This window comes from Streptomyces sp. NPDC048504 (assembly GCF_043200035.1).
In the GTDB taxonomy this organism is placed as follows: Bacteria; Actinomycetota; Actinomycetes; order Streptomycetales; family Streptomycetaceae; genus Streptomyces.
Genome location: NZ_JBICXA010000019.1, coordinates 175,734 through 192,152 on the forward strand (window position 1 = coordinate 175,734; position 16,419 = coordinate 192,152).

16 protein-coding genes and 1 pseudogene are annotated in these 16,419 nt (G+C 65.6%); 8 read left to right on the forward strand and 9 right to left on the reverse strand.

What is annotated here, in order from left to right:
* Nucleotides 1-39 precede the first annotated feature (39 nt).
* The 4 genes from ACGFY9_RS38535 (at nt 40) to ACGFY9_RS38550 (ending at nt 5,258) form a co-directional block, all read left to right on the forward strand.
* Nucleotides 40-1,545, forward strand: a complete 1,506-nt coding sequence (locus ACGFY9_RS38535) for an MFS transporter (protein ID WP_393762160.1) — start codon at nt 40-42, stop codon at nt 1,543-1,545.
* A 71-nt stretch (nt 1,546-1,616) separates the two neighbouring features.
* Nucleotides 1,617-2,096 carry a hypothetical protein gene (locus ACGFY9_RS38540; protein WP_393762162.1) on the forward strand — a complete coding sequence of 160 codons (480 nt, stop codon included), beginning with the start codon at nt 1,617-1,619 and terminating at the stop codon, nt 2,094-2,096.
* A gap of 529 nt (nt 2,097-2,625) precedes the next feature.
* Entirely contained in the window at nt 2,626-3,900 is a 1,275-nt protein-coding gene (locus tag ACGFY9_RS38545) for a DUF3500 domain-containing protein (protein WP_393762164.1), read from the forward strand.
* Nucleotides 3,897-5,258: a HupE/UreJ family protein gene (locus ACGFY9_RS38550; RefSeq protein ID WP_393762166.1), complete on the forward strand. Its 1,362-nt coding sequence runs from the start codon at nt 3,897-3,899 to the stop codon at nt 5,256-5,258. The genes ACGFY9_RS38545 and ACGFY9_RS38550 overlap by 4 nt, the downstream gene beginning before the upstream one ends.
* Nucleotides 5,259-5,346: 88 nt before the next feature.
* Here ACGFY9_RS38550 and ACGFY9_RS38555 read toward each other — a convergent pair.
* A pseudogene (locus tag ACGFY9_RS38555) lies at nt 5,347-6,279 on the reverse strand (hydrolase); the annotation flags it as partial.
* A gap of 328 nt (nt 6,280-6,607) precedes the next feature.
* Here ACGFY9_RS38555 and ACGFY9_RS38560 point away from each other — a divergent pair.
* The 3 genes from ACGFY9_RS38560 to ACGFY9_RS38570 are packed head-to-tail and all read left to right on the forward strand — an operon-like array spanning nt 6,608 to nt 8,761.
* Nucleotides 6,608-7,069, forward strand: coding sequence for a hypothetical protein (locus ACGFY9_RS38560; protein ID WP_393762168.1), 462 nt, complete (start codon nt 6,608-6,610; stop codon nt 7,067-7,069).
* Between the two features lie 4 nt (nt 7,070-7,073).
* Nucleotides 7,074-8,411 (forward strand): hypothetical protein, encoded by a 1,338-nt coding sequence (locus ACGFY9_RS38565; protein ID WP_393762170.1) that lies wholly within the window; start codon nt 7,074-7,076, stop codon nt 8,409-8,411.
* Nucleotides 8,408-8,761 (forward strand): hypothetical protein, encoded by a 354-nt coding sequence (locus tag ACGFY9_RS38570; protein ID WP_393762172.1) that lies wholly within the window; start codon nt 8,408-8,410, stop codon nt 8,759-8,761. Before ACGFY9_RS38565 ends, ACGFY9_RS38570 begins: the two co-directional genes overlap by 4 nt.
* A gap of 272 nt (nt 8,762-9,033) precedes the next feature.
* Here the strand turns inward: ACGFY9_RS38570 and ACGFY9_RS38575 are convergent, their stop codons facing one another.
* The gene (locus tag ACGFY9_RS38575; RefSeq protein ID WP_393762174.1) at nt 9,034-9,885 is read right to left on the reverse strand and encodes a hypothetical protein; all 852 of its coding nucleotides are present in this window, start codon (nt 9,883-9,885) and stop codon (nt 9,034-9,036) included.
* A 396-nt stretch (nt 9,886-10,281) separates the two neighbouring features.
* Here ACGFY9_RS38575 and ACGFY9_RS38580 point away from each other — a divergent pair, with 396 nt between their 5' ends.
* The gene (locus ACGFY9_RS38580) at nt 10,282-10,524 is read left to right on the forward strand and encodes a hypothetical protein (protein WP_393762176.1); all 243 of its coding nucleotides are present in this window, start codon (nt 10,282-10,284) and stop codon (nt 10,522-10,524) included.
* A 45-nt stretch (nt 10,525-10,569) separates the two neighbouring features.
* Here the strand turns inward: ACGFY9_RS38580 and ACGFY9_RS38585 are convergent, their stop codons facing one another.
* From ACGFY9_RS38585 to ACGFY9_RS38615, 7 genes are all read right to left on the reverse strand, one after another.
* Nucleotides 10,570-10,953: a hypothetical protein gene (locus ACGFY9_RS38585; protein ID WP_393762178.1), complete on the reverse strand. Its 384-nt coding sequence runs from the start codon at nt 10,951-10,953 to the stop codon at nt 10,570-10,572.
* Nucleotides 10,954-11,045: 92 nt separating this feature from the next.
* Nucleotides 11,046-11,483 (reverse strand): hypothetical protein, encoded by a 438-nt coding sequence (locus tag ACGFY9_RS38590; protein WP_393762180.1) that lies wholly within the window; start codon nt 11,481-11,483, stop codon nt 11,046-11,048.
* A gap of 270 nt (nt 11,484-11,753) precedes the next feature.
* Nucleotides 11,754-12,200 (reverse strand): hypothetical protein, encoded by a 447-nt coding sequence (locus ACGFY9_RS38595; protein WP_393762182.1) that lies wholly within the window; start codon nt 12,198-12,200, stop codon nt 11,754-11,756.
* An 87-nt stretch (nt 12,201-12,287) separates the two neighbouring features.
* Nucleotides 12,288-13,136 carry a helix-turn-helix domain-containing protein gene (locus tag ACGFY9_RS38600; protein ID WP_393762184.1) on the reverse strand — a complete coding sequence of 283 codons (849 nt, stop codon included), beginning with the start codon at nt 13,134-13,136 and terminating at the stop codon, nt 12,288-12,290.
* Nucleotides 13,133-13,873 carry a DUF6879 family protein gene (locus tag ACGFY9_RS38605; RefSeq protein ID WP_393762335.1) on the reverse strand — a complete coding sequence of 247 codons (741 nt, stop codon included), beginning with the start codon at nt 13,871-13,873 and terminating at the stop codon, nt 13,133-13,135. Before ACGFY9_RS38605 ends, ACGFY9_RS38600 begins: the two co-directional genes overlap by 4 nt.
* A gap of 435 nt (nt 13,874-14,308) precedes the next feature.
* Entirely contained in the window at nt 14,309-14,833 is a 525-nt protein-coding gene (locus tag ACGFY9_RS38610; protein WP_393762186.1) for a HEPN domain-containing protein, read from the reverse strand.
* A gap of 6 nt (nt 14,834-14,839) precedes the next feature.
* Entirely contained in the window at nt 14,840-16,006 is a 1,167-nt protein-coding gene (locus ACGFY9_RS38615; RefSeq protein ID WP_393762187.1) for a DUF262 domain-containing protein, read from the reverse strand.
* Nucleotides 16,007-16,419: the final 413 nt, after the last annotated feature.

The following is a 16,419-nucleotide window of genomic DNA, read 5'->3' on the forward strand; positions in this document are numbered from 1 at the left end:
GGCACCCGGAGGGGGTTCGCTCGACGAGGAGGAACCCCGATGACCAGTGCGAGTGTGAGTGCCGACAGCCCTGCCGGGAGCGGTGGCCGGACGATCACGTCGTCCATCCCCGCCCGGCTCGACCGCCTCCCGTGGTCCCGCTGGCACTGGACGATCGTCGTCGGCCTCGGCACCGTGTGGATCCTCGACGGCCTGGAGGTCACGGTCGTCGGCAACATCGCGAGCCGCCTCTCCGAGCCCGGCAGCGGGCTGCCGATCAGCTCCGGCCAGGTCACCGGTATCGCGGCGGCGCTGTATGTGGCGGGCGCGTGCTCGGGCGCCCTGTTCTGGGGCCACCTCACCGACCTCTACGGCCGTAAGAAACTCTTCATGATCACGCTGGTGGTGTATTTGGCGGCGACGGCCCTCACCGCGGCCTCCTTCTCCACCTGGTGGTTCTTCGCGTTCCGCTTCCTCACCGGCTTCGGGATCGGCGGCGAGTACGCGGCGATCAACTCCGCGATCGACGAACTGATCCCGGCGTACTGCCGGGGCCGCGTGGATCTGGTCATCAACGGCAGCTTCTGGGTGGGTGCGGTGGGAGGTTCGTTGTTGTCGATCGTCGCGCTGAACACCAACATCTTCGCGGCGGACGTGGGCTGGCGGCTGACCTTCGCGCTGGGCGCCGTGCTCGCTCTGGTCATTCTTCTCGTACGACGGCACGTCCCGGAGAGCCCGCGCTGGCTGCTGATCCACGGGCGGGACCGGGAGGCGGACGAGGTGGTGACGTCGATCGAGCGCCGGATCGAGGCCGAGCAGGGCCGTGAACTGCCGTCCGCCGAGGGCGAGATCACCATCCATCAGCGCAGGAGCGTCTCGTTCGTGGAGATCGCCCGCACGATCTTCCGTGACTATCCGAAGCGCGCGACGCTCGGCTTCTCGCTTTTCATCGGCCAGGCGTTCCTCTACAACGCGATCACCTTCGGCTTCGGCGCGATCCTGACGAAGTTCTTCAACGTGCCGACGGGCAACACCGGTTACTACTTCGCGGTCATCGCGGTCGGCAACTTCCTGGGCCCGCTGCTGCTGGGCAAGCTGTTCGACACGGTCGGCCGCCGGGTGATGATCTCGTCGACGTATCTGCTCTCGGGGCTGCTGTTGTTCGGCACGGCCTGGCTGTTCGACCGGGGTTCGCTGAGCGCGACCACGATGACGGCGTGCTGGTGCGCGGTCCTGTTCTTCGCGTCGGCCGGCGCGTCCAGCGCGTATCTGACGGTCTCGGAGATCTTCCCGATGGAGACCCGGGCGATGTCGATCGCCTTCTTCTACGCCCTCGGTACGGCCGCGGGTGGCATCAGCGGGCCGCTGCTGTTCGCGGACCTCACGGGCACGGGCAAGGTCGGCGACACGGTGCTCGCGTTCCAGATCGGGGCGGCGCTGATGTGCGCGGCGGGGCTGGTGGCGGCGGTGCTGGCGGTACGGGCGGAGCGGCGGTCGCTGGAGGACGTGGCCACGCCGTTGACGGCGGTGGACGGGCCTGTCGCTACGGCGCCCTCGACACCGTGAGGGAATCCTCGGCCGGCATCTGAGTACGCGTACTCTGTCGCGGCCCCGGCGGCGGGGGAACCCTCGTACGTATGACCGAGAAGTTGCTGAGCCCCCTGCGGACGCGCCCCTGGCCGGAACGCTGGCTGACCCGCGTGCTCGGTGCCGGGGTCGCGACGGCGGCGTACGTCGTCTGCGTTCCGTCGGGGTCGGTACCGGTGCCTGTGCCGACGGCGGACGAGGCGTTCGGTGGCGGCGGGTTGGTGCTCGCGGTGATCCTGGTGTTGTTGGCGGGCTATTTCGGCCGTAGGGACGATCTGGCCTGGCCGTTGCTGTTGGTGGCGGTGCCGCCGGCGGTGCAGATGTACGTGTCGTTCGAGTCGGAACAGCCGCTGGCTTGGGCGTTCGCGACGCTGGTGATCGCGGCGGGGGCGCTGGTCGCGGCGACGGTGGGGCGCTGCTTCAGGCCGCGTGGCGTGGAGGATTCGATCGACGGTGTGCTGTGCGCTGCGGCGTCGTCGGGTGCGGGCTCGGTGGGGGCTGGTCGCGCAGTTCCCCGCGCCCCTGGGTGAGTCGGGGTGCGGCTCCGTGTGTGGGTGCGGGTCCGCTTCGGCGCGGGGTGCGTTGTGGGGCGGCGCCGCGCCGGGGGGTGTCCGTCCTCGGATCGGCGCGGGGGCCGTTGCTCACCGGCCTGCCCGTGCTTGACGCGCCGACCGCTGCGGGCGGACACCCCCCGACACGTCGCCTCGCCGCCGTACGCGGCCGACGGAGTCACGCGGGCCGGTGCTTTCCGCACCTCCTGGTAGCAGGTAAATCCATTCAGGCAATAAGAATAGCCTGGCAATTGCCTAAGTGAATTCTGTGAATTCACGCCGCGTTGCTGTGCAACCTGAAACTTATTTTACCTACGTGACCATCCATTGAGATTCAGGTGAGAACGTCGATAATCTTGTCAACGATCGCGCGAGCGGCCGGCCGGTGCCGCCCCCTGCGTGTCTGACCCCTGCCTGCGTGTCTGACCCCTGCCTGCGACCGCTGACGAGCGGCGATGGGTGCTGCCCATGCGGCTGGGACATCTTTCTGGAATTGAAGGAGTGGTCCGTGAGTAAAGAAAGAACCCGTCTCGTGCGTACGAGACGGACCTGGCGTGGAATAGCCGGAGCCGTCACGGCAGTTGTGCTGGTCGGTGGCGGTTTCGCCGTGGCTAATGCCTCGACGGACACCGGAACCGGTAAATCGGCGGCGGGCGTCAAGCGCCCGGTCGACAAGAAGGCCACCGGCGTCGGTGCCGTGGTCAGCGCGGCCAACGCGTTCCTGAACACGCTGGACGCCGACCAGCAGGCGGAGGTGCTGCTGGACTTCTCGCAGGCGAACGCGACCGCGTGGTCGAACCTCCCGTGTGGCTCGTCCTGCCGTCCCGGCATCCAGCTGGGCTCCCTGACGGACACTCAACTCGCCGCCGCCATGAAGGTGGTGAAGCTCGCCACGGGCACCGGCAAGGGCACCGGGTACGACCAGATCACGCAGATCATCAAAGCCGACGACGTGCTCAACGCCGCACAGAGCACCAGCTCCGCGGGTCCGGCGCCGTCGGACACCGCGTCGAGCACGGCCTCCGCGGACCCGTCGGCAACGGCTGACCCGTCCGCGAGCTCGACGGCCACCGACATCCCGACCGGCACCCCGCCGTCCGGCGGCGCCGGAGGCGGCGGCATGGGCGGTTACGGCAGCGGCGTCTACTTCCTGGCGTTCCTCGGCACCCCCTCGGTGGACGGCACCTGGCAGCTGCACTTCGGCGGTCACCACCTCGCCGTCAACGAGACCTACAAGAAGGGGAAGGTGGCAGGCGCCAGCCCGTTCTTCGTCGGCGTCGAGCCCAGCACCTGGACAGCCGACGACGGCACCACGTATTCGCCCCTGGCGACCATGCGCAACGGCCTGCTCGCGCTCACCGGCAGCCTGAGCACGGAGCAGCTGGCCACCGCCAAGCTCTCCGAGTCGTTCAGTGACGTGCTCCTCGGCCCGGGCCAGGACGGCCAGTTCCCGGCGACGAAGGAGGGCATCAAGGTCAGCACGCTCTCCCCGAAGCAGAAGCAGCTGGTTCTGAAGGCCATCCATCCCTGGATCGCCAGCGTGGACGACGCCACCGCGAAGAAGCTCATGAAGACGTACGAGCATGAGCTGAACCAGACCTACGTCGCGTACTCCGGAGGTACCGCCCTCGACACCCAGGGCGACTACGTGCGCATCGACGGCCCCGGCGTCTGGGTCGAGTTCGTCTGCCAGAACGGTGTCGTGTACCGGGACCAGATCCACTACCACACCGTGTACCGCGACCACACCCGCGACTACGGCAGCGAGTTCACCTTCTCATGACCCGACCGCGAACTTGGCTGACCACAGCGCTACTTCGCCTGGTGGCCGGGATCGCGATCGCGGTACCGGCGGCGCTCCTGCTCGGAGCGTCGCCGGCCGCCGCGCACCCGATGCCGCACTCGGTGGTCCAACTCGACGTGTACCAGGCCTCGGTGACCGCGCGGCTGGCGCTGCCGGTCGACGACTTCTCCCGGGCGAGCGGCATCGACCTCAACACGATCGCCTCAACCGCCCTCCCCGCCAAGGCCGTTGCGATCCGTACCTACCTCGCCCGGCACATCCACCCCACCACCCTCAAGGGCAAGACCTGGCAGGTCACCATCGGCGCGCTGAGCCTCAGCCGCACCGAACAGACCTCCACCGGCCCGTACCGCGAGCTGATCGCGAAGGCCGTCCTCACCCCGCCGGCGGGAGCGGACGTACGGCACTTCACTCTCGGCTACGACGTGATCGTGCACCAAGTGGTCACACACGTGACGCTGGTGTCGGTTCGTCAGGACTGGGCCGCGGGTCAGGTCGAGGGTGACGGCGCCACGCAGGTGGGCACCATCCGCCTGGACGTCCGGCACATGAAGGTGCCGCCGCTGACCGTCGACCTCGGCGAGGGCAGCGCCTGGCGCGGTTTCGTCGCCATGCTCGAACTGGGCGGCAACCACATCCTCACCGGCACCGACCACCTGCTGTTCCTGCTCATCCTGCTGCTCCCCGCACCGCTGTTGGCGGCCGGCGGACGCTGGAGGGGCCTGGCCGGCCCGCGCGCGGCGCTCAGGCGCATCGGCGGCATCACCCTCGCCTTCACGGTCGGCCACTCCGTCGCCCTTGCGGCAACTGCCCTCACCCGCTTCGAGATCCCCGGCCGACCGGTCGAGGCGTTCATCGCGGCCAGCATCCTTGTCGGCGCGGTCCACGCGATCCGCCCGCTGTTCCCCGGCAAGGAAGCGCTCGTGGCGGGCGTGTTCGGCCTGGGCCACGGCATGGCCTTCTCGTTCGTCCTCGCCGAAATGCACCTGTCCACAGGCCAGTTGGCGACCAGCCTCCTGGCCTTCAACCTGGGCATCGAGCTGGTCCAACTCCTGCTGGTCTGCCTCGCGTTGCCGTCACTGCTGGTCCTCGCGCGGGCGCGGGTGCAGCCCGCGCTGCGGGTGGGCGGCGCGCTGATCACGGCGACGGCGGCTGTCGGCTGGCTGGCGGATCGGTTGGGGCTGCCGAATCCGGTGGCCAGGGCGGCCGACAGCGCGGGGTCCCATACGACGGGAATGCTGACGGTGCTGGGGGTGGCGGCGGTCGCGGCGGGTGTGTGGACGCTGATCGTCCGCCAACGGGGTCGCGCGTTGGGGGAGTTGGGAACAGCGACGTAGAAGGCGCAGAAGACGTGCAAGGCAGGGAAACGGGTGCGGGTCGGGGTGTGTGATTCCGCGGCCCGCACCCGTGATCAGTGGCTCATGAGGAGAGCCACTCCGTGGCGTTGAGGGCGAGGGCGGCGTTGGTGGCGCCGGTGTCGTTCCAGCCGTCGTAGAGCGTGTTGCCGGACTGGCCGGTGCCGTCGTCGACCGGCGAACTGTCGCCCCAGAACGCGACCTTGCCGCTGCCGAAGGTGCTGGTGGCGAAGAAGGCGCCGGTGTTGCCGGAGTAACCGGAGCGGTACAGAAGACCCTTGGCGGCGGAGTTGTCGGCGGGCTTGATCGTGGCCGTGGTGCCGTTGGCGATGAGGCTCTTGGTGACGGTGCCGAAGGAGCCGTGCAGCACCGGGTTACTGCTGTCGCCGATGGCGGCCGGGTAGCCGGAGCTGATGTTCAGCGAGTCGATGGAGAGGCCGAACGGGTCGGTCGAGTCGACGCTGTTGTTGGTCATCAGGTCGTTGAGGATCTGGACCGCGTCGTAGCCGTCGTTGTTGCGGTCGGACCCGGTGTGGTCGGAGATCATGAACAGCCCGCCGCCGGCCTTCACGAAGTTCATGATGGCGGTCTTCTCGGCGGTCGTGAACTTGATGTTCGGCTCGGGCAGCACGAGCGTGTCGAAGTTCGACAGGTCGGTGGCCGAGGAGCCCCCGTAAGTCAGCGCGCTGGTCGCGGTCTTGAGGCTGTAGTCACCGGTCTTCTGCAGGGCGATGCCCCACGACGAGAGCGCCCCGGTCCAGTCCTTGTCGGAGGACGGCGAGGAGTCCTGGGACAGCGGGTCGGGCTTGCTCGTGGAGATGATCCAGTCGGCGTTGCCCGCCTCCTCGGCGTGCCCGTCGTCGAACAGCACGCGGTGCGTGGTGGCCGCGTGCGCGGGCGTGACGGTGGCCGCCTGCACGGCGGCGCCTGTGGCGAGCATGCCGAGGACGGTGAGGGCGGTGGTGAAACTGTGACGTGACGTGAACTTGCCAAGATTGAGCATCCGGTGAACCTCCGTGAGTGGGGGGATTCCATCGGTGGGGGGTGGAATGAACAGGGGTGCGGGTGCTGCGGATGTCACTGACTGCGGTGAATCTTCGCGCGTAGAACGGTAGTTGAGTGATCACCGATCGACACACGGGAGGACGGTACACAGAGGGGCGGGGGTGTCGGGAGGGGGCCTCGGCGGTTCACGTAGATCTCTTACTTCACGACCTGGCGCCGACCTCTTTTGGTCAACTCTTGATCGTCCTTGACCTGTTCGTGGCAGACTTGGCGGGGCGAGGTGTGTGTGCTCGCGCGATGTCACGGCTGAACGGGGGACGGGAAGCGTGTCGTGGGACGAGGAATGGGCCCAGCTCAAGGCGGACGCGCTGGCGCGGCAACAGCCGTCGGCGCGAATGCGGTTGAACCAGTTGCCGGCCGACCCGGGTGGCTCGTCCACTGGTCCGGTCGACGGTGGCGCGGACGGGTTCGCCGTCAACGCGGCCTCGGTCGACGGGAGTTCGCATCTGCTCATCGAGATCGCGGGAGTTCTGTACGAGGGACGCATGGACGGCGAGAACGCCACGATGGCCCGGGTGCCCCGGTCCCATCCGGACGTGGCCTCGAACGTAGAGGCGTTCGCGCGGTTCGCCCAGGACCAGTACACGGACGCGGTCGTCCTGTTGGCGGCGCTGGCGGGCAGGCTGAAGTCCGCGAACAACGCGTACACGCAGTACGACGGTGACGTAAGCGGGCAGCTGGACTCCGTTCTGGTGGCGGGCCGTTACACCGAACCAGGGAACCGGTGACCCCGTGGCCCACCGCGAGGACATCGAGTTCCTGGAGGACTCGAACCCGGCGCTCATCGGCCGCAGCGCCGCCGAGTTCACGCGTTTGCACAAGCTGATCGACACCACCGACGACGCCTTTCGCAAGGCGGTGAAGGTGGACTGGCAGAGCGACGCCCGTGAGCTGTACGCGAAGCGGCTGAGCGAGGCCAAGGATCTCACCGACGCCCTGTCGGAAGCCTTCCGCAGAGTGGGGAACGCCCTCACGACGTATGCGGACGCGGTTGCCACGGCCAAGAGCCACTACAAGAGCGGCAAAGCCAGCGAAGGCAAACTGTCCGAGGTGATGTCCCGGGAGGCCGCCGCCGTCACCCCGACCGCCCGCGCCGCGGAGCCCATGAGGCAGTGGGAGGACCTCCGGGCCACCACGGGCGTCATGGACTGGTTCGCGGAACTGACGGTCGACGTCGACGCGATCCGCGAGGACGCCGAGCGCTACTACGACCAGGCCGGCGGCCACTACGGCGACGCCCTGCGCGTGGAGTCCGAGGCGCGCGAGACGTGCGTCGCGGACATCAAGGCCGCCAACCGCTCCCTTCCCGACTTCCAGAGCCCCGTCGCGGACCCGGGCCAGTTCCTCAAGAACCTCGGTCCGTTGCAGGCCGAGGCCCGCCGGGCGAGCGACAACCCGTACGCCCAACTCCCGGGCGCCGGGCCGAAGGTGGACTCGATCCCCACCATGGGCGGGAACGTCGTGGTCAACGAGACGCTGTCCCGCATCCAGACCCGCATCGACGGACTGCCGGGCGCCGAGGGCAACAACTACTGGCTGCCGTCGAACTCCGACGAGAGCCGACGCCAGTACATCTCGGCCAACAGCGCCGTCATCAAGGCCGCCGCCCAGGACGCGGGCCTGCCGCCCGAGATGGTCGCCGGCATCGCCTGGCAGGAGGTCGAGGGCGATCCGGGCGTCCTCGACGACCTGGCCTACGAGGGCCGCAAGGTCCTCCCCTTCAGTGAGGACCCCGACCGCACCTCGATGGGCCCCATGTCCATCCAGGTCCGCCGCGCCGCCGAGGTCCTCGGGTACGACCCGAACCACCTCACCGACATGCAGCGGGACGTCGTGGTGGACTCGATCAAGGACCCGGCCAAGAACATCTTCATCTCCTCGGAGTACCTGGCCCAGCTCAAGGCGGAGAGCGGCTTCGCGGATGTCCCGCCGGACCAGATGACCCGAGCACAGCTACAGGAGCTGGCCGCTCGCTACAACGGCGGTCCCTACTATGAGGACCCCGCCGCCCAGGCTTACGGTCGCGGCTTCGACCGCAAACTGGACGACGCCAAGGAGGCCCTGAAGTGACCAGCCCTGTCCGCCCCCCGACCCCGCACGCGGACGTACGGACACCCCGCCCCCCGCGCACCCGCATCGCGTCCGCGCTCTGCGCCCTCGTCCTCACCCTGGGCCACTTGGTGACGGCCTACCTGACGCTCCTGGCCTACGCGGCCGACCCCGCGGGCCCCTGGGACAGCGAAACGGTCGCCCACTCGAACTTCGCGGCGGGCTTCGCCCTGGCACTCACGGCGGTGACAGCGGGGCTGAGTTGGGTGTTCGCCAAGGCGGGATGGGTGCGCGGGTGGTGGTACGCGGTCCCGGCGGTGCTGGCGGTCGCGGCGGTGCTTCGGCTGACGTTGCTGGCTCCGGAACTCTGACCGGTCGGTTCGCACCTTGCGGCGTTGTCGGTAAGCCGGCGGATGCGTGCCGTCCAGGTCATGCGCGGCGGGAATGTGATCAGGCGTCAGGGCCCTTCGCGTATTCCTTAATTGCCCTAATGGGCTCGTGGTGCAAGTCGGCCTGTTCGGAAGGTCGGAAGGTCGGAAGGTCGGTGGTGCCGGGCGCCGTGATGCATGGCGACCCGGCACCGAAGTGCTGACGTACTGATGTCGAGGTGCTGCCGACTGATGTCGAGGTGCTGCCGAACCGCTTACCGGACGTCGACGAAGTCGCCGGGCGCTGTCGCCGCGGCGGTGGTGGCGGTGCCGGCGAAGACGTAGCGGTAGTAACCGTCGACCGTGGCCTTGGTGGTGGTCTTCAGGACGCCGGTGCTGTTGGTCTTGACCGTCTTGAGGGTGGTGTAGGTGCTGCTGCTCTTCTTCCGGAACTGCAGCTTCACGGGCTGGGACACATAGCCCGCGTACTTGCCCGTCGACCAGTTCGCGCGGGCGAGCTTGCCCGTGACCGTGATGGTCTTGCCCTTCTTGACCGGCTCGGGCGTGGCGTTGGCGGTCAGCGTGGCGGACTTCTTGATCGAGGCGGTGGCGACGTCGTCGTTGTAACTGGCGTTCGCGTACAGGTCCCAGGCCCCCAGGAACAGCTTCCAGGTCCCGGCCACGCCGTTGTCCTTCATGTCGGTGGCGGGGTGGATGTTGAAGACGGCCTTGCAGGTGTACGTGCCCTGGGTCGCCGTCTCCGTGCAGTCGGGGTCGTCGTCCGTCCCCAGGCCACCGGTGATGCCGTCCGTGGTCGAACTGTCCGTGCCCTGCCACAGGAAGGCCTCGGTGAGGGCGACACCGCTCGCGTCCGTGGCGGTGTACGTGACGGTGACGGACTTCGTGCCGGTGGTGCCGAGGACGATGTCCTTGCCGCCGTTGATGACGGCGTGCGAGAACTTGGTGTTGCCCAGGGAGTCTCTGGGCTGAACGGCGGCCGAGGCGAAGGATCTCAGCTCCGCCGAGGCCCCCCTGCGCTCCGCCGCCTGAGCGGCAACCGGAAGAGCGAGCGCGGACAGAACGACGGCCCCGGAAACAACGGCGGCGGCCGCAACGCGTATACGCATGAATCCCCCACAGGAACCTGAGAGGCCCGCCCAAGTGTCCGCTTGGCCGGGCCTGTTGATCTCCGCATGATATGGACTCAGGTCGGAAATGGTGAAGATCTCTTGTGCAATAAGTGCGTAACGGACCAGTGGGGCTTGGGAGTTGGTATCGACCAGGGTTGGGCGATGCCTCGCCGGGCCACTCGCTACAACGGGGTTCCTACGATGAGGATCCCGCCGCCCGGGCATACGGTCGCGGCTTCGGCCGCAAACCGGACGACGCCAAGGAGACCCCGCGCAGTGACCAGCCCTGTCCGACGCCCGACTCCCCACGCAGGCAGGCAAGTTGCCCGGGCCCCGCGCATCTGTATCCGCATCGCATCAGCGCTCTGCGCCCTCGTCCTCACTCTGGGCCGCATGGTGACGGCATACCTGGCGCTCCTGGCCTACGCGGCCGACCCTTCGGGCCCGTGGGACAGCGAAACGGTCGCCCACTCGAACTTCGCGGCCGGCTTCGCCCTGGTGCTCACGGCCGTGACGGCGGGGCTGAGTTGGGTGTTCGTCAAGGCGGGATGGGTTCGCGGGTGGTGGTACGCGGTACCGGCGGGGTTGGCGGTCGTGGCGCTGCTGCGACTGACGCTGCTGACTCCCGAGCTTTGACTGTCGGTTCGGAACGGGCGACGTTGTCTGCGACTGGCTCGTAAGTCACGTACCACCGAAACACTTGGGCAACGAGATTCGCCCCGTGAGCAGGATGTCGTGGTTGGCGAAGAGCGCGTCGAGGTCGATACGTCGGCGGATGTATGCCGTCCAGGTTGTGCGCGACAGGTCTGTGTAGGCGGCGACCACGCGGGCGCGGATTGCCTGGGTGAGGATCCAACGGGCTTGGTCTGCCTCGCTGTTACGGCCGCCAAGACTGCGCGCGAGTCGCCACAGCTCCTCACCGTCGCTGGCTATGTCGACTACGGCGACGAGGCCGATGTCGCCCAGGCCGCGTTCGTCGCTGGACTGGGTGGTGTAGGCGAGGGTGAGGGTTTCGAGGGGGAAGACGGTGACGCGGCTGGTTGCGGTCAGCTCGGTCAGGGACACGAGATGGTGGTCCGTTTCTGGCGGCGAGGGGGTTGGGGCGGCCCCGGGAGAGACCGGACCAACCCCCTCTGAGGGGCGGCTGGTTGTGCCGGTCAGCAGCAGGGACCGTCGCCGCAGCAGGCGGGTGCGTTGCATTCGGCGGCTGTGCCCCACAGCTGGTCGTCGACCTCGAAGCCGGCCGCTCGGATCTTGCTGACGACCGAGGTCATCAAGCCCCCTGTCCGCGTCTTGCTGTTCGGCTGGTGATGCAGGAAGTAACCGAACTGCTCCTGACACCAGTTGGCGTACCAGTCGGTGTGAAGGACGAGCGTGTGCCAGCCGGGGTCGACCTGTTGGGACGGGGCCATGGAGGCGCCTTCGCCCGTGGAGCCCATGACGAAGACCAGGGCGAGTGCCTGGTCGACGACGCGGTCCGCAACAGCACGTTCGAGGCTGTACTCGTCGGCGCAGAACGCGGCGAGCATGGCGAAGTCAGCGACGGCTACGAGGGAGCGGCCGGTGCGGGTTGTGGTGGCTACGGCAGCGGTCATCGCATGCCTTCTTTCGCGCTCGTGCCCAGGCTGGGCGGGGTCGGCCCCGGCGGCCTTTCAGGCGCTGGTGGAGTTGTGTGGAGCACTGCTTCACCTCGTGGTTGAGGGGTTTTCGCGTAGCCCACTCCGGGAGCGACGCACGGGCGTCACGCATTCAGGAGAGGGATCTTCCAGCCCGCCGAATGAAGCGAAGACGCGTACACGGCGGAAGGCAGCGGGAGTTGCTTCAAGCTCGGGGCGCCTCGGTGGGCGCATGCCGGTTTTGTGTGTTCACATTCGTGCGCCGATGGCGATCCGGTCGTTGTCGGCGGCCAGCCGGATCATCGCCCGGAGCACGATTTCCAGGCGACGCTCATCGAGGTATTCCACCGCGGCGAGGTAGCTCTGCTGCACGCCCACGATCGACAGCACCAGCCCGAGGAACGCACGCTCGCCTTCGTCGAGTTCCAGCGTGTAGAGGCGTCCGGACATGCCTTCCCACCGGCAGGTCGTGACGCCGTCCTGCTGTGTCACGAGCGCTTTGCGGACGCGGTCCCGAGCGAGGAGCAACTCCTCTTCGACGAGGGCCTGTACCGCAGTGCGATCGCGCAGGCTGACCGCAGACCGTACGAGAAGCTCGCCGAGCGGCGGGATATCGAGCTCGTCGTTCGTTGTGTGTGGGGAGGGTGTGCTGGTCACCATCCAGGGGCCGTCGCAAGAGGCGGGCTTTGTGGTCATGACCAGGACGTTAGGCGGTGCAATTGCGCATGGAGGCAGCGATTGCGCGTGATTGCGCATGCAGCGGCGGGGCTTGCGGTGGATTGCCTACGAGGGGTTCAAGGACGCTCTCGCTCGCCCGATCAGACGGCGTGCGGACGCTCCGTACTCGGCGGATTCGGCGAGCCAGTCCCAAGCCCGCTCATACAGTTGGATGTCTTCTTCGCCGGTGAGCCACAGCTCTTCGCTGATCGTCTCGACGATGACCAACCGACGGTCGTAGATCCAGAAGGCATGCGGAGCTGTACGGCGCAACTGCGCTCCGAAGGGCAGGATGCCGAGCTCGATTCGGCGCTGGCCCACCAGGTTGTACAGCCGGTCCAACTGCTCGGCCATCACGTCCGCGGGACATGAGCGGTGGTAGAGGGCTGCCTCGCAGACGAGAAACCGGAAGGATTTCGCCGGGTCGTACAGCGACTCCTGGCGGCGCATGCGGGCTTCGACGGCAGCCTCGGTGGTTGGCGGGATCCCCCGGAACTCCGCGTTGGAGTCGAAGATGACGCGGGCGTACTCCGGAGTCTGGAACAACCCTGGCACGCGCGACACTTCAAGACCCCGGATCGCTTTCGTGGCATCGGTCTGGCGGACAGCGATCTCCTGGCGGCCGCGGTGTCCGCCGGCCAACTGGCGTCGCCAGGAGCGGTGCCGCTGCTTCATCTCCAGCCCGGCTCGCAGCCCTTGGAGCTCAGCTTCGACTTCCGGCCGACCGCACGCCTCCGCCCACGCGGTGAGATCGGCCGCGGTTGGGGTCTGCTTGCCGTTCTGGAGCCGAGAGACCTTCGAAGGCTGGCAACAGAGCTTGGCCGCAAGGTTTTTGCCCTCCAGACCAGCCTCAGTGCGCAGTTCGCGCAGCCGCGCACCAAGGGCCTCTCTGGCGGTCTGGTAATCCGTGCTCACACGGTGGAACGTACCCGCCTGGCGAAATCTTCGGTACGTACGGCGTGGTGCCAGGCGGCGTCGCGGGCCTGGCAGGCGGCGAGGACTTCGGCAGGGTCCTCGGTGACGTACACGCCCAGCGTGGTGTCCTCGTCGTCGAACGCGAAACGGGCCAGAACCTTGGAGTCGAAGAGCCAGAAGTCGTAGTCCGGCAGCCGCAGTTGCTGTTCCTGGGCGCGGGGCAGGTGGCGAATGTCCTCTCCTGCGGCGACGTTGCTGGGCGCGCTCGCGAGGAGGAACTCCTGTCCCTGGGTGAGTGGTTGGTCGACTACCCGGACGCGCTCGAACCGCTTGCCCAGTGCGGTCTGCGCGCGCACGTTCTCCCGCCAGGCGTTGTCCGGCTCGCTGGCGATGTCCTCGCCCGCGAGGAACCGCGCCCACTTGGGGCTGGTGCGGTCCGAGGCATAGCTGCGGCGAGTTTCCAGGCGCCAGGCGGTGTGCTTGAAGTCGTGAAAGAGACTGGAGATCGAGGCGAACGGCTGTAGTTCGGGCGCATCACTCCTCGGTGCGTACCGACTGAGCAGGCTGCGCGGTACGCGGACGAAGGTCTCGGACTCCTTGACGTCCCGCAGTTGGGCGAGGTGCTCCGGGTCGGTTTCCCGCTCGCCCTGCACGAGGATCTCGTCCGTGCCCTCGATCTCGTACAGGGTGGGGCAGTCGCCATCGTCGCTGGTCGTACCGAGGAACCTGAGCGTCATGTCACCCTCCGGATGCGGTTGTTGGAGATCCAGGATGGGTGTGCAGGCCTTGGACGTGCTGAAGGATTGCAGCAGATTGCGCATACCGCGCGCCAGGCTGAGATTGCGCGCAAGCACGCGAGACATGATTGGGGCAGGCGAACAGCTCGTGATCGAAGCCAAATTGGACGCCTGCATTCCACTCGCTTGAGACGGTGATACGCCAGGGCGACGAGTAAGGATGCCGCTCCTCCATCGTAATGACAGGAAAGCACAGTGTATTCAACTTGCGAGAGTCGCAGCAGGCGTATCCATTTGAGGAGACCGACCAGTTCGGTTGTTAGCGAGCGGGGTCACCCATAAAACTCCCTCTTCTCTGGAGAGGGGCATCGCACGGTGCGTAATCAAGATTGTCTTCCGAACGGCATGAGGTGTCATCTGCCGCGACATAATGGGTTAAATATCAGGAATTTTCGTGGCAAGTATGCCGGGCAGCTCTTCTATGAAAGCAACGGCCTTTTCATACAGTCTGTATATCTCTTTTGACGTCTTCAGTAGGACGTAGTTTGCGTAATCTTGGTGTACAAGTTCGTTTCTTAGGCGTCCAATTTCCAGGAAGGCGTCAAGGTGCTCTTTGAGCTCCAGATCTTCCTTCAGTTTGACTTTCATATGCCGCTTGAAATCTTCGCCCAGTGCGGACCAGAGAGGGCCAGCGCTCTTGTTATCCCAATCGAAGAGTTTGTGGTACTGGCGCGTGAGCACCCATCTGTCGATCATGGTGGCTAGCTTTTTGTCATTCGAGGAGGCTGATGCGTATTCTCGAATATGTCGGCAGACTTGCACCTCGAATTCGCTGGCCGCAGCCAGCAGGAGTACCTTGGGGAGAGTGCGCTCAAGGCTGGCTTGATAGGACGGATTGTCGTCACCGAAGAATGCTATGAGATCTTCATGCTCCTGGTACATGTTCGTCACGGCTGACATGCAGGGCTACTCCTCGTCTCCGCGCAGGATTTTGAGAGTTGCCTCATAGCGTCCTTGAACATGTCGAGTCTTGGTTACACCTTCCTGAGCGTGCGTTGAAATGCTTGCTGCGGCCTGCGATAGCTTATCCAGGGTAAGCTTAACTTGAATATCATGCTCGCTGTCCAGACGGACGGCTGCGGCAAACACGCTCTCGAAGAGAAGGGGGCTGAACCTGTCGGAGGTTGCTGAGTAGAACAAGGTATCTGGCTTACCTTCGGTCAGTCCCAGGAACCAATCCCAAGTCATCGCGGTAGATGCAATTTGCTCTTCGGTCATTCCCTGGGCCTTCTTGCAGAAACTATTCAGAAATCCAGTCATGGATCCTGAGTAAGAGTCGACACCGTGGGCAAGAGCGAAAGCGCGAAGGATCACCTCGATATCCTTCATCCGTGGGTCGGAACTGGTCGATCCTGTCAGTGCTCGCCAGCGGGGCCTGTCGTTCATCTCATAGAGGGATTCCATGAACGCAGAGTGATAGAGGCTCATTCGAATCTCTTGCGCCTGCAAGTTGCTGCCGCCAGTATTGAGGCGGTTGAACATTTCGAATACCGAATCATCACCGGCTGGCTTTATCTGTTTGACAATGATGTTACGCAAAGGGCGAAGCTCGAATCGTTCCTTGTGCTCGTCAAGATCCTCGTAGGTCAGTCCGCTGAACTTGTTCTTCCGGCCGTCTGGAAATTTAGCGAAGGAGAGTTTGAAGGGCTGGAAATATTCATCATTGTCCAGAAATTCGTCAACATCGGCCGGCGGGCCGGAGAAGATCTTGCGGAATTCGGCGCGTCCGTCCTTTCTGGGAAACCTGCCCTTGATGAAGAAGTACAACGTCAGGAGTCGCTGCTGTCCATCAATTACTAGAAACCTGTTCGTCCCTTCCTCGTATAGGAAGACTTGCGGAACTGGGAGTCCCAGGATTATCGACTCAATAAGCTTCGAGGCTCGTCGAATATCCCAAACGTAATTTCGCTGAAAGATGGGAATCTTGACTGAACCGCGATTAATAAAATTGAAGATCGTGGTTACGTTAAAGTCGTTGGGAGTGCTGATTAGATCATATTCTTCAATCTGATACTCTTCGTCTTCTTCTAGCTGGGTTTCATCAAGCCAGGCATTTTTTGTAGGAGAACTCATTGATACACCTTTGTGTTGGAGTGAGGCTGTCGTGGATGCCGCGCACTCTGAACTGTACGGGTGCTACTGCATCATGGCATGACCGGGATCTCCCGCGCAGGCATACCTGGTTCTCGCGCCATGCCCGGCTCATTATCCGTCAGCTTCGAACGGAGTCGGCTCCTGTGGAGCTCAGGGATCGCGTGGTTGCGCCCCTCGGAAGGTCCTGCTAGAGCACTGAGGGAAGACCGCAACCACTACGTCTCAACTGTTGTGGAGGCAGTGCAGGTCATACTCGGAGGGCGGCCTTCTGGCGCGCGACGTTTCCCGAAGCCTGGCGCGACGTGATTCTCCGGGCGTGGGCCGAAGGTGCAGGGTCTGGCTAGCGAGCCGCGCAGCTAGAATCATGTTTGGTCCCGCTCGCTCGATGCCCT